Raw genomic sequence first — 17,053 nt, 5'->3', positions numbered from 1 at the left:
AGAACGATTCGGCATTTAACAACAAAACGTGAAGTTTTGTGGGGTTAATTTGAAAGTAAAACCCATTGCTAAACAGCTATTAAAAATAAAAACCAAATGTGCCCGTAACCCCAAACTTTCGGGCATCGGGATATTCAAATTTATTCAAATAATTTCCTCTAAAGTTGAAATCGATTCTAAAAACCTTAAAGATGTTACCAACGCCAAAGCCGTATTCAAAATAAGGTTTGGTAGGTGCTTTTAAAGAGATTGTATTTGGATTGCTTGTGGTGCTTAAAGCCACATTTTCATTTGAAATTTCACCAACAACACCGCGGAACCCAACGATTTCACGAAGATTGAATTTTCTTAAAAACGGGATTCTGGAAAATAAGCGGCCGTTAAAATTATGCTCAATATGAAAAGACGCATAGGTATCGGACACGAATTCATAATAATCCAACTGCGAAAACGTATTGTAAATGGAAAAATACGATTGGTTACCAGGTATTACGCTTAACAGCCCCAGCGGTACCTCGCCAAATGTTTTTCCTGCCTCAATGGTGGTGTAAGTTCTGCCAAAACCACCAATTTGCCATGGTTGGCGGTACGAAAATTGCAGTTTGGTGTAATCGAAGTCGCTATTGAATAGGGTTTTATCGCCGCGGCTTATTTGCGCGAACAAACTTGCATAATCTGTATTGGTCTCTAAGCGTTCCACACCAAAGCCCGATAATTTCCGTTTCGGAAAAAACGATAAAGACAGTGTGCTTTCGTATTGGTTTATAGCCGATTCCTCGCCTGTTTCGGTATTGTAGTCCAAGCTGAAGGTGGGCGATGCCGATTCTAATGTGCGATAATTGCCGCCAAGTTTAATAACCACATTGCGCCAAGGCTCTGCTTCAATGGCAAAACTTGTTAAGTTTATGGATGTTAACTTATCGTTTGAGCCCGTTCCCACAATAGATGAAGATGCCAAACTTCTGCCCAAAACATCGGTACTTGTTGTTAAACTGGCGCCTATTTGTTCAACATCGCGCCGGTTGCCACCCGATATGATAAGTCGGCTTTTCTTGTCCAATAGCCATTTTCCTGAAACACCGTATTTGAATTTATCGTCTTTAAGCCCGTATGCCAAAAACCCTTCTAAACGCCATAAATCGTTCTTACCAAAATAGGTGCGCAAGCCCGTTCGCAACCGAACACCTTCAACTTCATTATAACCAAAGGTTGAAAAAATAGGCCCGTAATCTAAAGGGAGCTGGTTAAATTCTATATAACCCGATGCCAAAATGCTTCCTAAATTATAAAGTCTTTTAAATTTTTTTACCGTTTTTAAGGTATCCAACATTTTATAGATGCCCTTTTCGTCTTTATTTAACGATTCAAACCTGTTCTCTTCCCAAAAAGCATCATCTCTATCAAACACATCTTGGTTGTAATTATAAACATCCTTTTCATAAAATCTGGAGTCCTTTTGTATATCAAATTTATAATTATTGAACAAGGTGGTACGCTTGCCATACACGCCCCGAGAGGTTTCCTTTTTGTTTAGGGCGAAATCGGACATCATATAATCGCGTTTTACCAAAAAAATGGAATCGTTCAACACCTCAAATTCCTGTTCAATATATATGTCCTTTACCCAGTTGATATTGGCACTTTTTGATGCTTGAAGGTTTATTTTCTTGATGGCATAGGTGGTATCGGCTACCCAAAAATCGCCTTTAAAGGTGAGTTCGTTTTTTCGGCGTGGGTAATAAATAATGTTGTAACACCACTTGTTTTCAATAAAAGAACTATCCTTTAGCACGTAGTTATACGTTTGAATGCCTGCTCTTGAGAGTGGGCTCACAAAACTTTTATCGAAAAATTTTAGGTAGTTATCATACACACTAAAATCGGAATACAGGTCGTGCACAAAATCGATGATGATTTGGTTATCGCTGAAACCCGAATTTTTATTTCCTTTTAAAACTTCCTTTTTCTTATTATTTGTATTGTCGCCATAAACGGTTGAAACGGCTTCGTTGATAAAAATGGGCAGATAGGTTTTGCCCGTAACGCTGGAAGTATCAACTTGGTCGAAAACAAATTCCATACCCCGGAACAGTTTGCTTTTTATTAGCGCACTATCAATGGTATTCATGTCAAACTCTACCTTCTCGTATTTATCGTATTCGTACTGTTTGAAATGTTTTAGGCCATTTTTGCGCTTGTGTTCCCATATTTTCCGCAATAAATCGATGGCAGGATTGTTTTTTTTGGGCTGTTTTCCGGCAACTATAAACACTTGGCTTAACTGTTCGGCAGCTTCTTTAAGAGTTATCCTTAAATCGTAATTTACTTTTTTTGTTAACGGAACATCGAGGGTTTCATAACCCAAAAACGAAATGTTTAAAGCAGTCCAGGTGTTGTTGGATTCCATATAAAACTTACCGTTCTCATCGGTAATGGTGCCTTGTGTGGAGCCTTTAAAAATAACGTTGGCAAAGGAAATAGGTTGGTTAGCTTCATCAAACACATAACCGCTTACCTTGGTTTGGGCGAATGTGGATGTTATTCCGAAGAATAAGATGGCAAGGAGTAGTTTTGGGTTCATAATACAAAAAAACTTCATCAACAATCATGCTAATGAAGTTTATATAACGTGAAAAACACTTATTTATTTATACATTACTTTTTTTACTGCTTTAACGACCTCGTCGCTGTTTGGCAACCATTCTTCCATTAAAACTGGCGAATACGCTGCGGGGGTATCGGCCGTATTGATTCTAATAATGGGCGCATCTAAATAGTCGAATGCTTCCGATTGAACGATATAGGTAATTTCGGTAGAAACATTTCCAAAAGGCCATGCTTCTTCCAAAACGACCAACCGGTTGGTTTTCTTAACCGATTTTAAAACCGTTTCTTTGTCCAGAGGGCGCACGGTGCGCAAATCGATAATTTCGCATGAGATACCTTCTTTTGCCAATTCATCGGCTGCTTTGTAGGCTTCCTTAATTATTTTTCCGAATGATACAATGGTTACATCGGTGCCTTCACGCTTTACATCGGCAACCCCAATTGGCAAAATATATTCGCCTTCTGGCACTTCGCCCTTATCGCCATACATTTGCTCGCTTTCCATAAAAATAACTGGGTCGTCATCGCGAATGGCCGCTTTTAATAGGCCTTTTGCGTCATACGGATTGGAAGGAACGATTACCTTTAAACCTGGCGTATTGGCAAACCAACTTTCAAAAGCCTGCGAATGGGTAGCGCCCAATTGGCCCGCAGAGGCTGTTGGCCCACGAAACACAATGGGGCATTTAAACTGGCCACCAGACATTTGCCTGATTTTGGCAGCGTTATTTATAATTTGATCAATTCCTACCAACGAAAAGTTAAAGGTCATATACTCCACTATGGGTCTATTGCCTGTCATGGTCGAACCAACTGCGATACCTGCAAAACCAAGTTCGGCAATAGGTGTATCGATAACGCGTTTTGGCCCAAATTCGTCCAACATCCCTTTCGATGCTTTGTAGGCTCCATTATATTCGGCAACTTCTTCGCCCATTAAGTAAACGCTTTCGTCACGGCGCATTTCCTCGCTCATCGCTTCACAAATGGCTTCTCTAAATTGAATTGTCTTCATTAACTATATTTTAATTCGCGTTGCAAAAATAACAATAAATAATACACTTTGCTTAAAAGAACATTTAATAATTTACTATGCATGCATAGCAAATATTCAAAATAAAATAATTAACTTCGTAACCTTTAAATGAGTTCGCAGTTTTCTGTAACAATTTACAGTTGCAATAGCACGAAGCTTATAGCGGATATAAACGATAATTAAATAATTGAATATGAAGATATTAGTGTGCATAAGCCATGTTCCGGACACCACTTCAAAAATTAATTTTACCGAAGGCGACACCAAATTTGATACCAACGGCGTGCAATTTGTTATCAACCCAAATGATGAATTTGGCTTAACCCGCGCCATGTGGTTTAAGGAAAAACAGGGTGCAAACGTTACGGTTGTAAATGTTGGTGGCGCAGAAACCGAGCCTACCCTGCGCAAAGCCCTAGCTATTGGTGCCGATGCTGCCATACGTGTAAACAGGGCTGCCACCGATGGGTTTTCGGTTGCTAAACAATTGGCACAAGTTGTAAAAGATGGTGGTTACGACTTAGTGATTGCCGGTCGCGAATCCATTGATTATAATGGCGGCATGGTTCCTGGCATGATTGCAGGATTAACAAATGCCAATTTTATAAACAATTGTATAGGTTTGGAAATTGAAGGCACCACCGCTAAAGCCATTCGGGAAATTGATGGCGGAAAAGAAACGCTTTCAACCACACTACCGCTGGTTATTGGCGGGCAAAAAGGCCTGGTAGAAGAAAGCGACCTTAAAATACCCAACATGCGCGGTATTATGATGGCGCGACAAAAACCATTAACCATTTTAGAACCTGTTGAAGCAACTGCCGAAACCACGTCGGTAAAATTTGAAAAACCAGCACCCAAAGGAGCGGTGAAATTAATAGCCCCCGATAATTTGGACGCGTTGGTAGATTTGCTTCATAATGAAGCGAAGGTAATATAAACCCCCATTTTCAAATTCTAGATTCCAAAAACAAACCATTGGAATTTGGTGCTTGATTTTAAATTTTAATTTTATTATGTCAGTTTTAGTATATACAGAATCCGAAGAAGGAAAATTCAAAAAAGTGGCTTTAGAAGTTGCTTCTTATGCCAAAGCGGTTGCAAATCAATTGGGCACCACCGTTACGGCGATAACCTTTAATGCAGAGCAAGTTTCCGAACTTGGTAACTATGGCGTTGATAAGGTTTTAAACATCTCAAATTCCGAGCTAAAAACATTTAATGCCAATGGCTATGCAGAGGCCATAAAGCAAGTAGCCGAAAAAGAAGGTACCAAAGTGGTGATTTTAAGTTCCAGTGCCAATAGCAAATACATAGCGCCGCTTTTAGCTGTTGGTTTGCAGGCGGGTTACGCTTCAAACGTTATTGAAGCCCCTTCAAGCACGTCACCTTTTACGGTAAAGCGTACTGCCTTTACCAACAAAGCGTTTGAAACCATGACCATAAATACCGAAGTGAAAATTGTGGGCGTTTCACATAATGCATTTGGTTTGGTTGAAACCACTGGTAACGCTTCCGCGGAAAATTTTTCACCTTCAATTTCAAATTTACAGGTTCAGGTTGAATCGGTTGATAAAGCTTCAAATAAGGTAAGCATTGCCGATGCCGACATCGTTGTTTCAGCGGGTCGTGGTTTAAAAGGGCCTGAAAACTGGGGCATGATTGAAGAGCTAGCCTCTGTTTTAGGTGCCGCCACTGCCTGTTCTAAACCCGTATCCGATTTAGGATGGCGGCCTCACAGCGAACACGTTGGGCAAACCGGAAAACCCGTAGCCGCAAACCTGTACATAGCTATTGGAATTTCGGGAGCTATCCAGCATTTAGCGGGCATCAATGCCTCAAAAGTAAAAGTGGTTATCAATAACGACCCCGAAGCCCCATTTTTTAAAGCAGCCGATTATGGCGTTGTGGGCGATGCTTTTGTGGTTGTTCCGCAGCTAATTGAAAAATTAAAGACTTTTAAGGCGCAACAATAAATTATTTTTATAAATTGTATCGGTATAAGAACTGCTTAAATTAGCAAAAATTCTTAATTCTGCTTTTAGCAGTTGGTAAAGTCCTAATTTAAACAGTTCTTTGCGTTTTAATTCATTTATGAGTTTAGTAAGATTAAACATAAAAGGCATCTCATATAGCCAAACGCAAAATGGCGCTTACGCATTAATTTTAAATGAAGTTGATGGCGACCGAAAACTACCCATCGTTATTGGGGCTTTTGAAGCACAGTCCATAGCCATCGCCTTAGAAAAAGAAATTAGACCACCCAGACCTCTAACCCACGACTTATTCAAAAATTTTGCCGACCGATTTGACATTATTGTAAAACAAGTGATTATACACAAATTGGTTGACGGTGTTTTTTATTCAAGCCTTATTTGCGAACGCGATAAAATTGAAGAAATAATCGATGCCCGAACCAGTGATGCCATTGCCTTGGCATTGCGTTTTGATGCCCCCATCTTCACCTATAAAAACATTCTTGATAAAGCGGGCATTTATTTAAAAGTGAACCCGAAAAAAGAAGAGGATGATGAAACGCAGGACAGTATTTTAATGGACGAACTTATAGCCAACGAACTAGAACCAAATGCCCCACGCGAAAGCTTTAAAGGCAAAACACTTGAAGAATTACACAACCTATTAAACGAAGCAGTTGCAAACGAAGATTACGAAAAAGCAGCACATATTCGTGACGAAATCTCAAAACGGGAATAACGCTTTTTCAAACAACACCCTTTTTTTTATGAAAAAAATATTTTTGTCCATCGTCCTTACCTTCTCGCTTTTTTCATTTCCATTAACCGCACAAGGCACCGATAAAAATATTGCTCCCATAACCCAGAACAGCAATGTTCAGCAAGCACAGGAACCCACAAAAATTTCCGATTCAATAAAGCCCAATCCAGAGGCAAGCAAAACGGGAGAAACCCAAAAACCCGCAACCGTTTCTAAACCCATTATACCAAGCGAAGGTTTTTCAATCAATAGTTTGTGGCGCGGGGTTTTAGGCATGCTCGTATTGCTTTCAATCTCGTTTATTTTAAGCAAAAACAGAAAAGCCATTAATTGGAAAACGGTTGGTTTTGGCCTTTTGGCACAATTACTTTTGGCCATTGGTGTTTTAAAAGTGAGTTTTGTTCAAAAAACATTTGAATTTGTTGGCAGCATTTTCATCAACATATTAGACTTCACACGCGTAGGAAGCGAATTTTTATTTGGAGGTTTTATGAATATCGAATCGTACGGATTTGTGTTTGTATTTCAAATATTGCCCACCATTATATTCTTTTCGGCTTTAACCTCCCTATTGTTTTATCTAGGTGTCATTCAAAAAATAGTATCGGGAATGGCATGGGTATTGACCAAGCTCCTTAAAATTTCGGGGGCTGAAAGCTTAAGTGTAGCCGGCAACATATTTTTAGGGCAAACGGAAGCCCCCTTAATGATTAAGGCCTATTTGGAAAAAATGACCAAATCTGAAATACTATTGGTAATGGTAGGCGGTATGGCAACCGTGGCAGGAGGTGTTTTGGCGGCTTACATTGGGTTTCTTGGTGGCAACGACCCGGTTTTAAGGTTGTTTTACGCCAAACATTTACTAACCGCCTCTGTTATGGCAGCACCCGGGGCCATTGTGGTTTCTAAAATGCTCTATCCACAAGTGGAAGAAATTGACACCAACATAGAAGTTACCCAAGATAAAATTGGTTCCAATATTTTAGATGCCATTGCAAACGGCACTACCGAAGGCTTAAAACTAGCCGCAAACGTAGCCGCCATGTTGTTGGTGTTCGTTGCATTAATTGCCATGCTAAACGGCATTTTAGGCGGCATTGCCAGTTTTAACGGATTTACCATCACTTCCCTAAATTTCAATTGGCATTTTACCTCGCTTAACGATGTAATTGCCAACAACACGCCCTACAAAGAGGGATTATCGCTGGAATTTATACTAGGCTACCTTTTCGCCCCATTAATGTGGCTTATTGGTATTGCGAAAGAAGACATGGCTCTTATGGGGCAACTTTTGGGCATCAAACTTGCCGCCAGCGAATTTGTGGGGTACATCCAACTTGCCGAACTTAAAAACGTTGCCAATTTAACCCATTTGAAATTTGAGAAATCCATAATAATGGCAACCTATATGCTTTGTGGGTTTGCCAATTTCGCCTCTATTGGCATTCAAATTGGAGGCATTGGTTCCTTGGCACCCGGACAGCGCAAAACCTTATCGGAGTTTGGCATTAGGGCACTTATTGGCGGCACCATTGCATCGTTACTTTCCGCAGCTATTGCAGGCATGATTATTGGCTAGCACTTTCTTGCAGATGCAGGAATCCCATCGTTTTTAGTTAATAACTTTATGATATTTACTGAAACCCTAGAGAAAGTTTTTGATGCTTTTTTCTATTTTTAACTTCTGAAAATTTCAATTAAATTTAAAAAGATTCCCCTTTCGCGGGAAGTTGATATGAAGCAATACCACGACCTAGTAAAGCACGTTTTAGAAAATGGCCACGAAAAAGGAGACCGCACCGGCACGGGCACCAAAAGTGTTTTTGGCTACCAGATGCGTTTCGATTTAAGCGAAGGGTTCCCCATGGTAACCACTAAAAAATTGCATTTAAAATCGATTGTTTACGAATTGCTATGGTTTTTAAAGGGCGACACCAATATTAAATACCTCACGGAAAACGGCGTGCGTATCTGGAACGAATGGGCCGACGAACAAGGTAATTTAGGCCCCGTTTATGGTCACCAATGGCGCAACTGGAACAGCGATGAAATTGACCAGATTAAAGAAGTTATCGACACCTTGAAAAACAACCCAAACAGTAGGCGCATGCTGGTTTCTGCCTGGAATCCTTCGGTGTTGCCCGATACTTCAAAATCGTTTAGTGAAAATGTCGCCAACGGAAAAGCGGCACTGCCACCATGCCATGCGTTTTTTCAGTTTTATGTAAGTCCGCCAACCCCCGAAGGGGGCGTTCATGCCAAACCAAAATTATCGTTACAACTTTACCAGCGCAGTGCCGATATTTTCTTGGGCGTCCCTTTTAATATCGCATCCTACGCTTTATTAACCATGATGATGGCACAGGTTTGTGGCTATGAAGCGGGTGAATTTATACATACTTTTGGCGATGCGCATATTTACAGCAACCATTTTGAACAGTTGGAACTGCAACTTTCAAGGGAACTGAGACCGCTTCCTAAAATGAAAATAAACCCCAACGTAAAGGATATTTTCGATTTTACTTTTGAGGATTTTACTTTAGTAGATTATAATCCGCATCCTCATATTAAAGGTGAAGTAGCTATATAACAAAAAACGCCTTCCGTTTGGAGGCGTTTTTTATATGTTTTTAATGTTCAACTAAACAGTTACTACGCTATTATCAGCAGCAGCAAATGTGTTCCATACATAGGCATCGGCCGCCTCATCGTTTACATACACGGTTTCATCAATTAAGTATTTGAATTCGTATGAAGCGCTTGTTGGTAAATCCACAGCGCCTTTAAAAGTTCCGTTTTTTAGTTTTTTAAGCGGTGTTGCTTTTGCGTTCCATTCATTAAAACTTCCCACCAACGAAACATTTTTTGCGTCTTCAGCAACAATGGAAAAGGTTACTTTACAAATGGGTTTGCTTTTTAGATATTGTTTTGAAATAGCCATAATTTAAAATTTTTGTGTTGTTTTGTGCCACAAATTTATGAAACAATTTTTCAGTAACTAACCTTTAAAGCGGTAAAGCACAAAGAATTATCAATTTAACAATACCAATTCATAAAAAATTACGTGTTAATAAATAATTATGCTAATTCTTTACATTATCATCAAAACAAAAAAAAGGTTTTATTACTGATTTTCAAGTAGTTTCAAACGAAAACGATTGCGAAAATCGCGCTCCATCAACATTCTTGAGATTTACATATAGTATTGAAAAAAGCATTAACTTTACGCTTATATTTGTAGTACCATGTTCGGAAGGAAAAAAAACATACCAGAAATAGATAAAGAGCAGTTAGAACTGATAAAAACAGCGCAAAAACGCATCAAACAAAAAAAGCGTTTGTATGCGCATTTTGTTGTTTTTTTAATTGGTGCCGTATTTTTAATAGTGATCAATAAAGTCTTAAAAATTGGCGAAAGCTTCACTATTTTTGAAGTCGATTGGTTTGTTTATGCCATTTTGCTTTGGTTGTTCTTTTTTGTATATCATGTATTTAATGTGTTTATTACCCACAAATTTATGGGAAAAGCATGGGAAACCGAGCAATTAAACAAGCTGGTTGCAAAACAGCAAGAAGGCATTGAAAAACTTAAAAAGGAATTGCCAAGTAAAACCCAAGCAGAAACTGAAACTTTCGAGAACAGCCATTTGGAAGAAAAAAAAAAGTCTGAACTCACCATTATAGTTGCCGCTGCCGAGAATGATGCCATTGGCAAACACAATAAACTGATATGGCATATTAGCGACGATTTAAAGCGCTTTAAAAACCTAACCAGCGGCCATCATATTATTATGGGAAGAAAAACCTTTGAAAGTTTCCCAAAACCACTGCCCAACAGAACCCATGTGGTCATCTCCAGAAATTCAAACTACCAAGTGCCTGATGGTGTTGCAGTTGTACATTCTTTAGAAGAAGCCATTCAATTTTGCGCCAACGACCCACAACCTTATATTATTGGTGGTGGCGAAATTTACAAACAAGCTATGCTAGTGGCCGATACCATTGAATTAACACGGGTGCACCACACCTTTGAAGCCGATACTTTCTTCCCTGAAATCGATCCGGCAATCTGGAAAAAAACCCATGATGTTTTCCATCCTAAAAGCGACAAAAACGATTTTGACTTTTCATTTTTAACTTACAAAAGAATATAAGGCACTGAAAAACAATGGCTTATTCATCCGCCTTGTAACTTGTCTGCACCATCCAATAAGCCAACCAACTCTTGCGGATTATGTATTAAAACAGGAATATGTTGCGGACAGATATAAAACGCACTCTTTTGGTAATAAAATTTTGTAACTGGTGTTTCATCCGATGATTTTTCGCAAACCAAACACTTTTTCTCGTTGCTCATAATAGGTTTTGTTTTAAAGATGCCTAAAATTATCTTTAAAATTTTTATTAGATGCTAACTTTTATCATGTTTTAAAACCTATTAAAAATTGGGCTACCTTATAACAATTCCATCATCAAAATAGCTGCAAAACCATCAAGATACGGTTTAAAAAATCTTTTACCTGCTATGGCAAATTTCACTAATTTTGCATTATGATAAAAGAACTTCAGCTTCGTATCAGCCTTAAAGAAGAAGAACGTAGCGATATTTTGGTTATAAAATCGGCGCAGGCTTTAAATGTTGACAAAGAAGATATTACGGGCGTAAAAGTGCTTCGAAAATCGATTGATGCCCGAAAACCAAAAATTTTTTTCAACTATAAAATAGCGGTCTATATTCGGGAAGTACTTCCAAAAACATCCAATTATCACTTTGATTATAAAGATGTTTCAAAAGCAAAACCCATCCACATCATCGGTTTTGGACCTGCAGGCATGTATGCTGCCTTGCGCTGTATCGAACTCGGTTATAAACCCATTGTTTTAGAACGCGGTAAAAATGTACGCGATCGCCGCCGCGATTTACGAGCCATCAACCAAGAGCATATTGTGAATGAAGATTCCAATTATTGTTTTGGCGAAGGTGGTGCCGGCACGTATTCCGATGGAAAACTATATACCCGAAGTTTAAAACGCGGCGATGTACGGCGCATTTTTGAAAACCTCGTGTTTCATGGTGCTACCGAACAAATTTTAGTCGATGCCCATCCGCATATTGGCACCAACAAACTGCCGGTAGTGGTTCAAAATATTCGAGAAACCATCTTAAAACACGGTGGCGAAATTTATTTTGAAACCCGCGTAACCGATTTCATTATAAAAAACAACAAAATACAGGCCATTCAATTATTAAATGGTGAAGAAATGCCCGTAAACAGGGTTATTTTAGCAACAGGTCATTCGGCACGCGACATCTTTTATCTTCTGCATAAAAAGGAAATTGCTTTAGAAGCCAAATCGTTTGCCATGGGCGTTCGGGTAGAGCATCCGCAACACATCATCGATAGTATTCAATACCATTGCATTGGCGAACGCCACGAACTTTTACCAGCGGCATCTTACAGTTTGGTGCAACAAATAAATGACCGCGGGGTGTATTCCTTTTGCATGTGCCCGGGCGGATTTATCGTTCCAGCCGCAACCGCCAACGGTGAAGTGGTGGTAAATGGTATGTCGCCTTCAAAACGCAACAACCAATTTGCAAATTCGGGTATTGTGGTTGAAATTGATGTACACAAAGACCTGCCAAAATACGAGCATTTCGGCGCATTGAAAGGCTTGGAATATCAAAAAAGTTTAGAACGCATGGCATTTACCGCAGGTGGAAGAAGTCAAGCAGCACCCGCACAACGCTTAACCGATTTTGTTGAAGGCAAATTGTCCAATACGTTAAACCCAACATCTTACCAACCGGGTTTAAATACAGCGCCTTTACATTCGCTTTTGCCAAAATTAATTGGTAGCAGATTGCGAAAAGGGTTTGAGGCTTTTGGCCAGAAAATGCACGGATATTATACCGCAGAAGCCAATGTGGTTGGTGTAGAATCTAGAACCTCATCACCCGTTTGCATCCCTAGAAACGAACAGTTGGAACATCCACAAATTGAAGGTTTATTCCCTTGTGGCGAAGGTGGCGGGTATGCAGGCGGCATTGTTTCCGCAGCCATGGATGGTGAACGTTGTGCAGAAGCCGCAAGCAAAGGTTTATAAAAAAAATGATTATGACTGAAAAAGAAAAAATGCTGGCTGGAAAAATGTACAGTCCTACCGACCCGGAATTGGCAAAAGAGCGCCATAAGGTGCGCTTGTTGTTCCATAAATTCAACAGTTTAAGTGAAACCCATTTGGAGGAGCGCCAAAAAATACTTTACCAAATTTTCGAAAATGCTGGCGAAAACCTGTTTATAGAACCGCCTTTCCATTGCGATTATGGCAGCAATACCAAAATTGGCAGCAACGTATTCATGAATTTTAATTGCTGCATTTTGGATGTTGCCCAAGTTACCATTGGCGATAATTGCATGTTTGCGCCCCATGTTCAAATATATACTGCTACCCATCCGTTGGAATTCAAGGCACGCAACAGCGGTAAAGAATTTGCAAAACCAATTACAATTGGAAACAATGTATGGATAGGCGGTAATGCCACCATTTGCCCCGGTGTTACTTTGGGCAACAATGTAGTGGTGGCTGCGGGTGCCGTGGTTACAAAAAGTTTCCCTGATGATGTACTTATTGGCGGAAATCCTGCAAAAATTATGAAAACCATCGATAATCGCTAAAGTATAATGCCTATTTTTGCAACACAAAAAATTCAAATTAATTACTAACTAAAAATTCTTTCTCCAGAAAGATAACATACAGGATGAACGCATATATATTTCCAGGACAGGGTGCTCAATTCTCAGGAATGGGTTTAGATCTTTATGAAAAATCGCCGTTGGCGCAACAATTATTCGAACAAGCCAACAGTATTTTAGGCTTTCCCATCACCGACATCATGTTTGAAGGTACTGCCGAAGCTTTAAAAGAAACCAAAGTAACCCAACCAGCCATTTTTTTACATTCGGTAATATTGGCAAAAGTTTTAGGTGAAAGTTTTAAACCCGATATGGTTGCGGGTCATTCGCTAGGTGAGTTTTCAGCACTGGTAGCAAACGGTACTTTAAATTTTGAAGATGGTTTGAAATTAGTGTCACAACGGGCCTTGGCCATGCAAAAAGCCTGCGAAAAACAACCCAGTACCATGGCTGCCGTTTTAGGTTTGGATGATGCCACTGTTGAACAAGTGTGTGCTGCAACACCCGGTATTGTGGTGGCAGCCAATTACAACTGCCCCGGGCAATTGGTTATTTCAGGAGAGGTTGATGCCATAAATAGAGCCTGTGAAGCCATGAAAGAAGCGGGTGCCAAACGTGCGCTGGTATTGCCTGTTGGTGGTGCATTCCACTCGCCATTAATGGAACCCGCGCGTGAAGAATTGGCAACAGCCATTGAAAACACTACCTTTAAAAAACCTAATTGTGCTATCTATCAAAATGTTACAGCAAGCGCGGTAATCAATGAAACTGAGATTAAAAAGAATTTGATACTACAATTAACGGCCCCAGTACGTTGGACGCAATCGGTACAACAAATGATTGCCGATGGTGCTACCTTGTTTACCGAAGTTGGCCCCGGAAACGTGCTTCAAGGTTTGGTGAAAAAAATTGACAGAGAAGCGCAAACGGCTTCGGCAACACTATAATTACAAATGAAATTAACAAAACGTTCCCTTTACATCATCGCCATAGTTGTAGTTACCATTGCTATCGACCAACTTTCTAAAATTTGGGTACGGGCAACCATTCAACCCCATACCGACACCCAAATTGGCGAACGCATTTCATTGATTGGAGATAAATTCATAATGATGAACATTGAAAATTCGGGAGCTTTTTTAGGAATGGGAAGCAATTTAAGCCCAACCCTAAGAATTATTTTATTATTGATTTTGCCCGTAATTGTATTAGGCTTTGTACTGCGCCATATTTTAAAAGACAGCACCATCGACAACTGGTCGCTTTTTGCCTTTTCAAGCATTATTGGTGGCGGTATAGCCAATGTTTTTGACCGTATTGTTTATGGCTCGGTAACCGATTTTTTCTTCATCGACTTAGGTGGCGTTTTTAGAACCGGTATTTTTAATATGGCCGATATGTTTGTAACAACAGGTATGATTATTTTGATATTTGTTAGTTTTGGTAAGAAAAAGAAAAATGAGCACACCAAAGAAGTAAGCTAAAAAACCAGATATACGTTTAAATAAAAACACACAAGGCTGCATTTTTTTTGCAGCCTTGTGTGTTTTTGATACTTTCAAAGTGAATTATTTGTTGGCCCTCACTTTCTGCTCCCAATTCCAAGCAGACCGCATGGCATCATCTAAGGTTAATGTTGTTTTCCAACCCAATTCATTATTGGCTTTGGTTGTATCGGCATACGCTGAAATGATATCGCCTTCTCTTCTGCCTACAATTTTATAGTTCAACTTTTTACCAGAAACTTTTTCAAACGACTTCACTACTTCCAAAACCGAACTTCCTTTTCCTGTTCCCAAATTAAAGGTTTCATAATTGGCCTTGTTTTTATTGTTCAATAGACGCCCTAAAGCCACCACATGTGCTTTTGCCAAATCGACCACATGGATATAATCGCGAATACACGTACCGTCTGGGGTTGGGTAATCATCGCCAAAAACCGATAATTGTTCACGCAATCCAATGCCCGTTTGTGTAATGAACGGCACTAAATTTTGTGGTACTCCAATGGGTAATTCTCCAATATTAACCGACTCGTGCGCGCCTACCGGGTTAAAATAACGCAACGCAATCGCTTTAAGTGTTGGCGTTACTTTACAGGTATCGCGAATAATTTCCTCACCTATTTGTTTGGTGTTCCCATAAGGAGATTCTGCTTGTTTAACGGGGGCATTTTCGGTAATTGGCAACTCATCTGCTTGTCCGTAAACGGTGCACGACGAACTAAAAATAAAACTAGCTTTGGGTAGTTTTTTTAATTCCTTCAGGATATAAACCAAGGTACCGATGTTGTTTTCATAATACAACAATGGCTCTTGCACACTTTCACCAACCGCTTTACTGGCAGCAAAGTGAATAACGCCCTTTATGTCGTTGTGCTTTTTAAAAAAGGCCTCAACTGCGGCTTTTTCTTTTAAATCCAATTTTTCAAACAGTGGTTTTTTTTCTGTAATGGCAATAATTCCATCCAAGACGCTAATAGAAGAATTTGATAAATCGTCTATAATAACCACCTCGTAGCCTTCATTTTGCAATTCTACAACGGTGTGCGAACCAATAAAACCCAATCCGCCGGTAACTAATATTTTATCCATTTATAAAGTTTATAATTGTTGAAGTAATAAATTCAATTTGTTCGTCGTCCAATTCGGTATGCATAGGAAGTGAGATCACGTCTTTAACCAATTGATTGGTAACTACAAAATCGGTTTCCGCATACCGACTATCTGCATAGGCTTTTTGTAAATGAAGCGGGATAGGGTAATACACCCCACAAGGTATGCCCTTTTCGTTTAAATGCTTTACAAGCGCATCCCTATCGGTGCCCTTTACCCTTAAGGTATATTGATGGAACACGTGGCAATCGCAATTCTCACAAATAGTTTTGCAATTATTTGATAATTTGGGCGTGCTAATTTTATCGATGCCTTCAAAAGCTTTGGTGTATTTTCTCGCTGCTTCTTGTCGGGCTTTGTTATAAGCATCCAAATGAGGCAATTTAGCATCCAAAACTGCTGCTTGAATACTATCCAAACGCGAATTAACGCCCACAACATCATGGTGGTAACGCTCGTACATGCCATGGTTTACGATACCACGTATAATATGGGCCAACGCATCATCATTGGTAAAAATAGCGCCGCCATCACCATAACAACCTAAATTCTTTGATGGAAAAAATGAGGTTGCCCCAACATGCCCTATGGTACCTGCTTTTACTTTTTCACCGTTTTTATAGGCATAATTGGCGCCAATGGCCTGCGCATTGTCTTCAATAACATACAAATTATGGGCACTTGCCAACTCCATAATGGCTTCCATATTGGCACATTGCCCGAATAAATGAACAGGTACAATGGCTTTTGTTTTGGGTGTAATGGCTTTTTTTATGGCTTCAATACTGATGTTGAAATCGTCCTCATTCACATCTACCAAAACAGGGGTTAACTGCAACAGGGCAATAACCTCAACGGTGGCAGCAAAGGTAAAATCGGCCGTAATAACCTCATCACCAGGTTTTAAACCAAGACCCATCATGGCAATTTGAAGCGCATCGGTACCGTTGGCACACGGAATTACGTGCTTAACACCTAAATACTGTTCTAAATTTTTTTGAAATTGATGGACTTTGGGACCGTTTATAAAAGCTGTGGTTTCTAAAACTTCTTGGATGGAAGCGGTAACTTCCTGTTTAATTTCCTCGTATTGACCTTTAAGATCAACCATTTGAATTTTTTTCATCTATTTGGTTTCATCGTACTTAGCCACCAAACACAAATCGTTTAGGGGTACATTCGTGGTAAATAATTATTTTTTTAACAACAAGTAAGTTAAATCCATAATCCTACCGTTGTTGTGGTTTTTAGATTCATTACAGTTTAAAGAAACTTCTACTTTTTTGCCTTTAATCCATAATTTTATAAGTTACGAAATTACAAAATTAGTACACGGTAACCAATGAAATTATTTTAAAGAA

Annotated in this window: 16 protein-coding genes; 10 read left to right on the top strand and 6 right to left on the bottom strand. The window is 39.5% G+C overall.

Annotated features, from left to right (window positions below; translation table 11 throughout):
* Positions 1–79: 79 nt before the first annotated feature.
* Both GQO80_RS04750 and GQO80_RS04745 read right to left on the bottom strand, forming a co-directional pair.
* Positions 80–2,581 carry a DUF5686 and carboxypeptidase-like regulatory domain-containing protein gene (locus GQO80_RS04750; protein WP_157207177.1) on the bottom strand — a complete coding sequence of 834 codons (2,502 nt, stop codon included), beginning with the start codon at positions 2,579–2,581 and terminating at the stop codon, positions 80–82.
* Positions 2,582–2,644: 63 nt separating this feature from the next.
* Entirely contained in the window at positions 2,645–3,622 is a 978-nt protein-coding gene (locus GQO80_RS04745) for a pyruvate dehydrogenase complex E1 component subunit beta (protein ID WP_157207176.1), read from the bottom strand.
* 214 nt (positions 3,623–3,836) lie between these two features.
* Between GQO80_RS04745 and GQO80_RS04740 the strand changes: the two genes are divergently transcribed.
* The 5 genes from GQO80_RS04740 to GQO80_RS04720 all read left to right on the top strand — a co-directional run bounded on the left by GQO80_RS04740 (position 3,837) and on the right by GQO80_RS04720 (position 8,969).
* Positions 3,837–4,583, top strand: a complete 747-nt coding sequence (locus tag GQO80_RS04740) for an electron transfer flavoprotein subunit beta/FixA family protein (protein ID WP_157207175.1) — start codon at positions 3,837–3,839, stop codon at positions 4,581–4,583.
* 76 nt (positions 4,584–4,659) lie between these two features.
* Positions 4,660–5,619 carry an electron transfer flavoprotein subunit alpha/FixB family protein gene (locus GQO80_RS04735; RefSeq protein ID WP_157207174.1) on the top strand — a complete coding sequence of 320 codons (960 nt, stop codon included), beginning with the start codon at positions 4,660–4,662 and terminating at the stop codon, positions 5,617–5,619.
* Between the two features lie 118 nt (positions 5,620–5,737).
* Complete coding sequence (locus GQO80_RS04730; RefSeq protein ID WP_157207173.1) at positions 5,738–6,358, top strand: bifunctional nuclease family protein; 621 nt, start codon at positions 5,738–5,740, stop codon at positions 6,356–6,358.
* 28 nt (positions 6,359–6,386) lie between these two features.
* The gene (locus GQO80_RS04725; RefSeq protein ID WP_157207172.1) at positions 6,387–7,958 is read left to right on the top strand and encodes a NupC/NupG family nucleoside CNT transporter; all 1,572 of its coding nucleotides are present in this window, start codon (positions 6,387–6,389) and stop codon (positions 7,956–7,958) included.
* A gap of 156 nt (positions 7,959–8,114) precedes the next feature.
* On the top strand, positions 8,115–8,969 hold the full coding sequence (locus GQO80_RS04720; RefSeq protein WP_157207171.1) for a thymidylate synthase: 855 nt from the start codon (positions 8,115–8,117) through the stop codon (positions 8,967–8,969).
* A 51-nt stretch (positions 8,970–9,020) separates the two neighbouring features.
* Here the strand turns inward: GQO80_RS04720 and GQO80_RS04715 are convergent, their stop codons facing one another.
* Positions 9,021–9,320: an isoamylase early set domain-containing protein gene (locus tag GQO80_RS04715; RefSeq protein ID WP_157207170.1), complete on the bottom strand. Its 300-nt coding sequence runs from the start codon at positions 9,318–9,320 to the stop codon at positions 9,021–9,023.
* 304 nt (positions 9,321–9,624) lie between these two features.
* On the opposite strand from GQO80_RS04715, the gene GQO80_RS04710 reads away from it, so the two are divergent.
* The gene (locus tag GQO80_RS04710) at positions 9,625–10,533 is read left to right on the top strand and encodes a dihydrofolate reductase (RefSeq protein WP_157207169.1); all 909 of its coding nucleotides are present in this window, start codon (positions 9,625–9,627) and stop codon (positions 10,531–10,533) included.
* Positions 10,534–10,556: 23 nt separating this feature from the next.
* Here the strand turns inward: GQO80_RS04710 and GQO80_RS04705 are convergent, their stop codons facing one another.
* Positions 10,557–10,736: a hypothetical protein gene (locus GQO80_RS04705; RefSeq protein WP_157207168.1), complete on the bottom strand. Its 180-nt coding sequence runs from the start codon at positions 10,734–10,736 to the stop codon at positions 10,557–10,559.
* A gap of 194 nt (positions 10,737–10,930) precedes the next feature.
* Here GQO80_RS04705 and GQO80_RS04700 point away from each other — a divergent pair, with 194 nt between their 5' ends.
* The 4 genes from GQO80_RS04700 (at position 10,931) to lspA (ending at position 14,561) form a co-directional block, all read left to right on the top strand.
* Complete coding sequence (locus GQO80_RS04700) at positions 10,931–12,487, top strand: NAD(P)/FAD-dependent oxidoreductase (RefSeq protein WP_157207167.1); 1,557 nt, start codon at positions 10,931–10,933, stop codon at positions 12,485–12,487.
* An 11-nt stretch (positions 12,488–12,498) separates the two neighbouring features.
* Positions 12,499–13,059 (top strand): sugar O-acetyltransferase, encoded by a 561-nt coding sequence (locus GQO80_RS04695; protein ID WP_317163219.1) that lies wholly within the window; start codon positions 12,499–12,501, stop codon positions 13,057–13,059.
* 83 nt (positions 13,060–13,142) lie between these two features.
* Positions 13,143–14,024, top strand: a complete 882-nt coding sequence (gene fabD, locus GQO80_RS04690) for an ACP S-malonyltransferase (RefSeq protein ID WP_157207166.1) — start codon at positions 13,143–13,145, stop codon at positions 14,022–14,024.
* Between the two features lie 6 nt (positions 14,025–14,030).
* Complete coding sequence (lspA, locus tag GQO80_RS04685) at positions 14,031–14,561, top strand: signal peptidase II (protein ID WP_157207165.1); 531 nt, start codon at positions 14,031–14,033, stop codon at positions 14,559–14,561.
* A gap of 84 nt (positions 14,562–14,645) precedes the next feature.
* On the opposite strand, the gene galE is transcribed toward lspA, so the two are convergent.
* Together galE and GQO80_RS04675 are read right to left on the bottom strand one after the other, a co-directional pair.
* On the bottom strand, positions 14,646–15,671 hold the full coding sequence (gene galE / locus GQO80_RS04680) for a UDP-glucose 4-epimerase GalE (protein WP_157207164.1): 1,026 nt from the start codon (positions 15,669–15,671) through the stop codon (positions 14,646–14,648).
* Complete coding sequence (locus GQO80_RS04675; RefSeq protein ID WP_157207163.1) at positions 15,664–16,818, bottom strand: DegT/DnrJ/EryC1/StrS family aminotransferase; 1,155 nt, start codon at positions 16,816–16,818, stop codon at positions 15,664–15,666. The genes galE and GQO80_RS04675 overlap by 8 nt, the downstream gene beginning before the upstream one ends.
* Positions 16,819–17,053 lie beyond the last annotated feature (235 nt).

The sequence above is a fragment of the Mariniflexile maritimum genome (assembly GCF_009746565.1).
Lineage (GTDB): Bacteria > Bacteroidota > Bacteroidia > Flavobacteriales > Flavobacteriaceae > Mariniflexile > Mariniflexile maritimum.
Note: the sequence above shows the minus strand (reverse complement) of the source record. Positions and strands in the feature narration are given on the sequence as shown.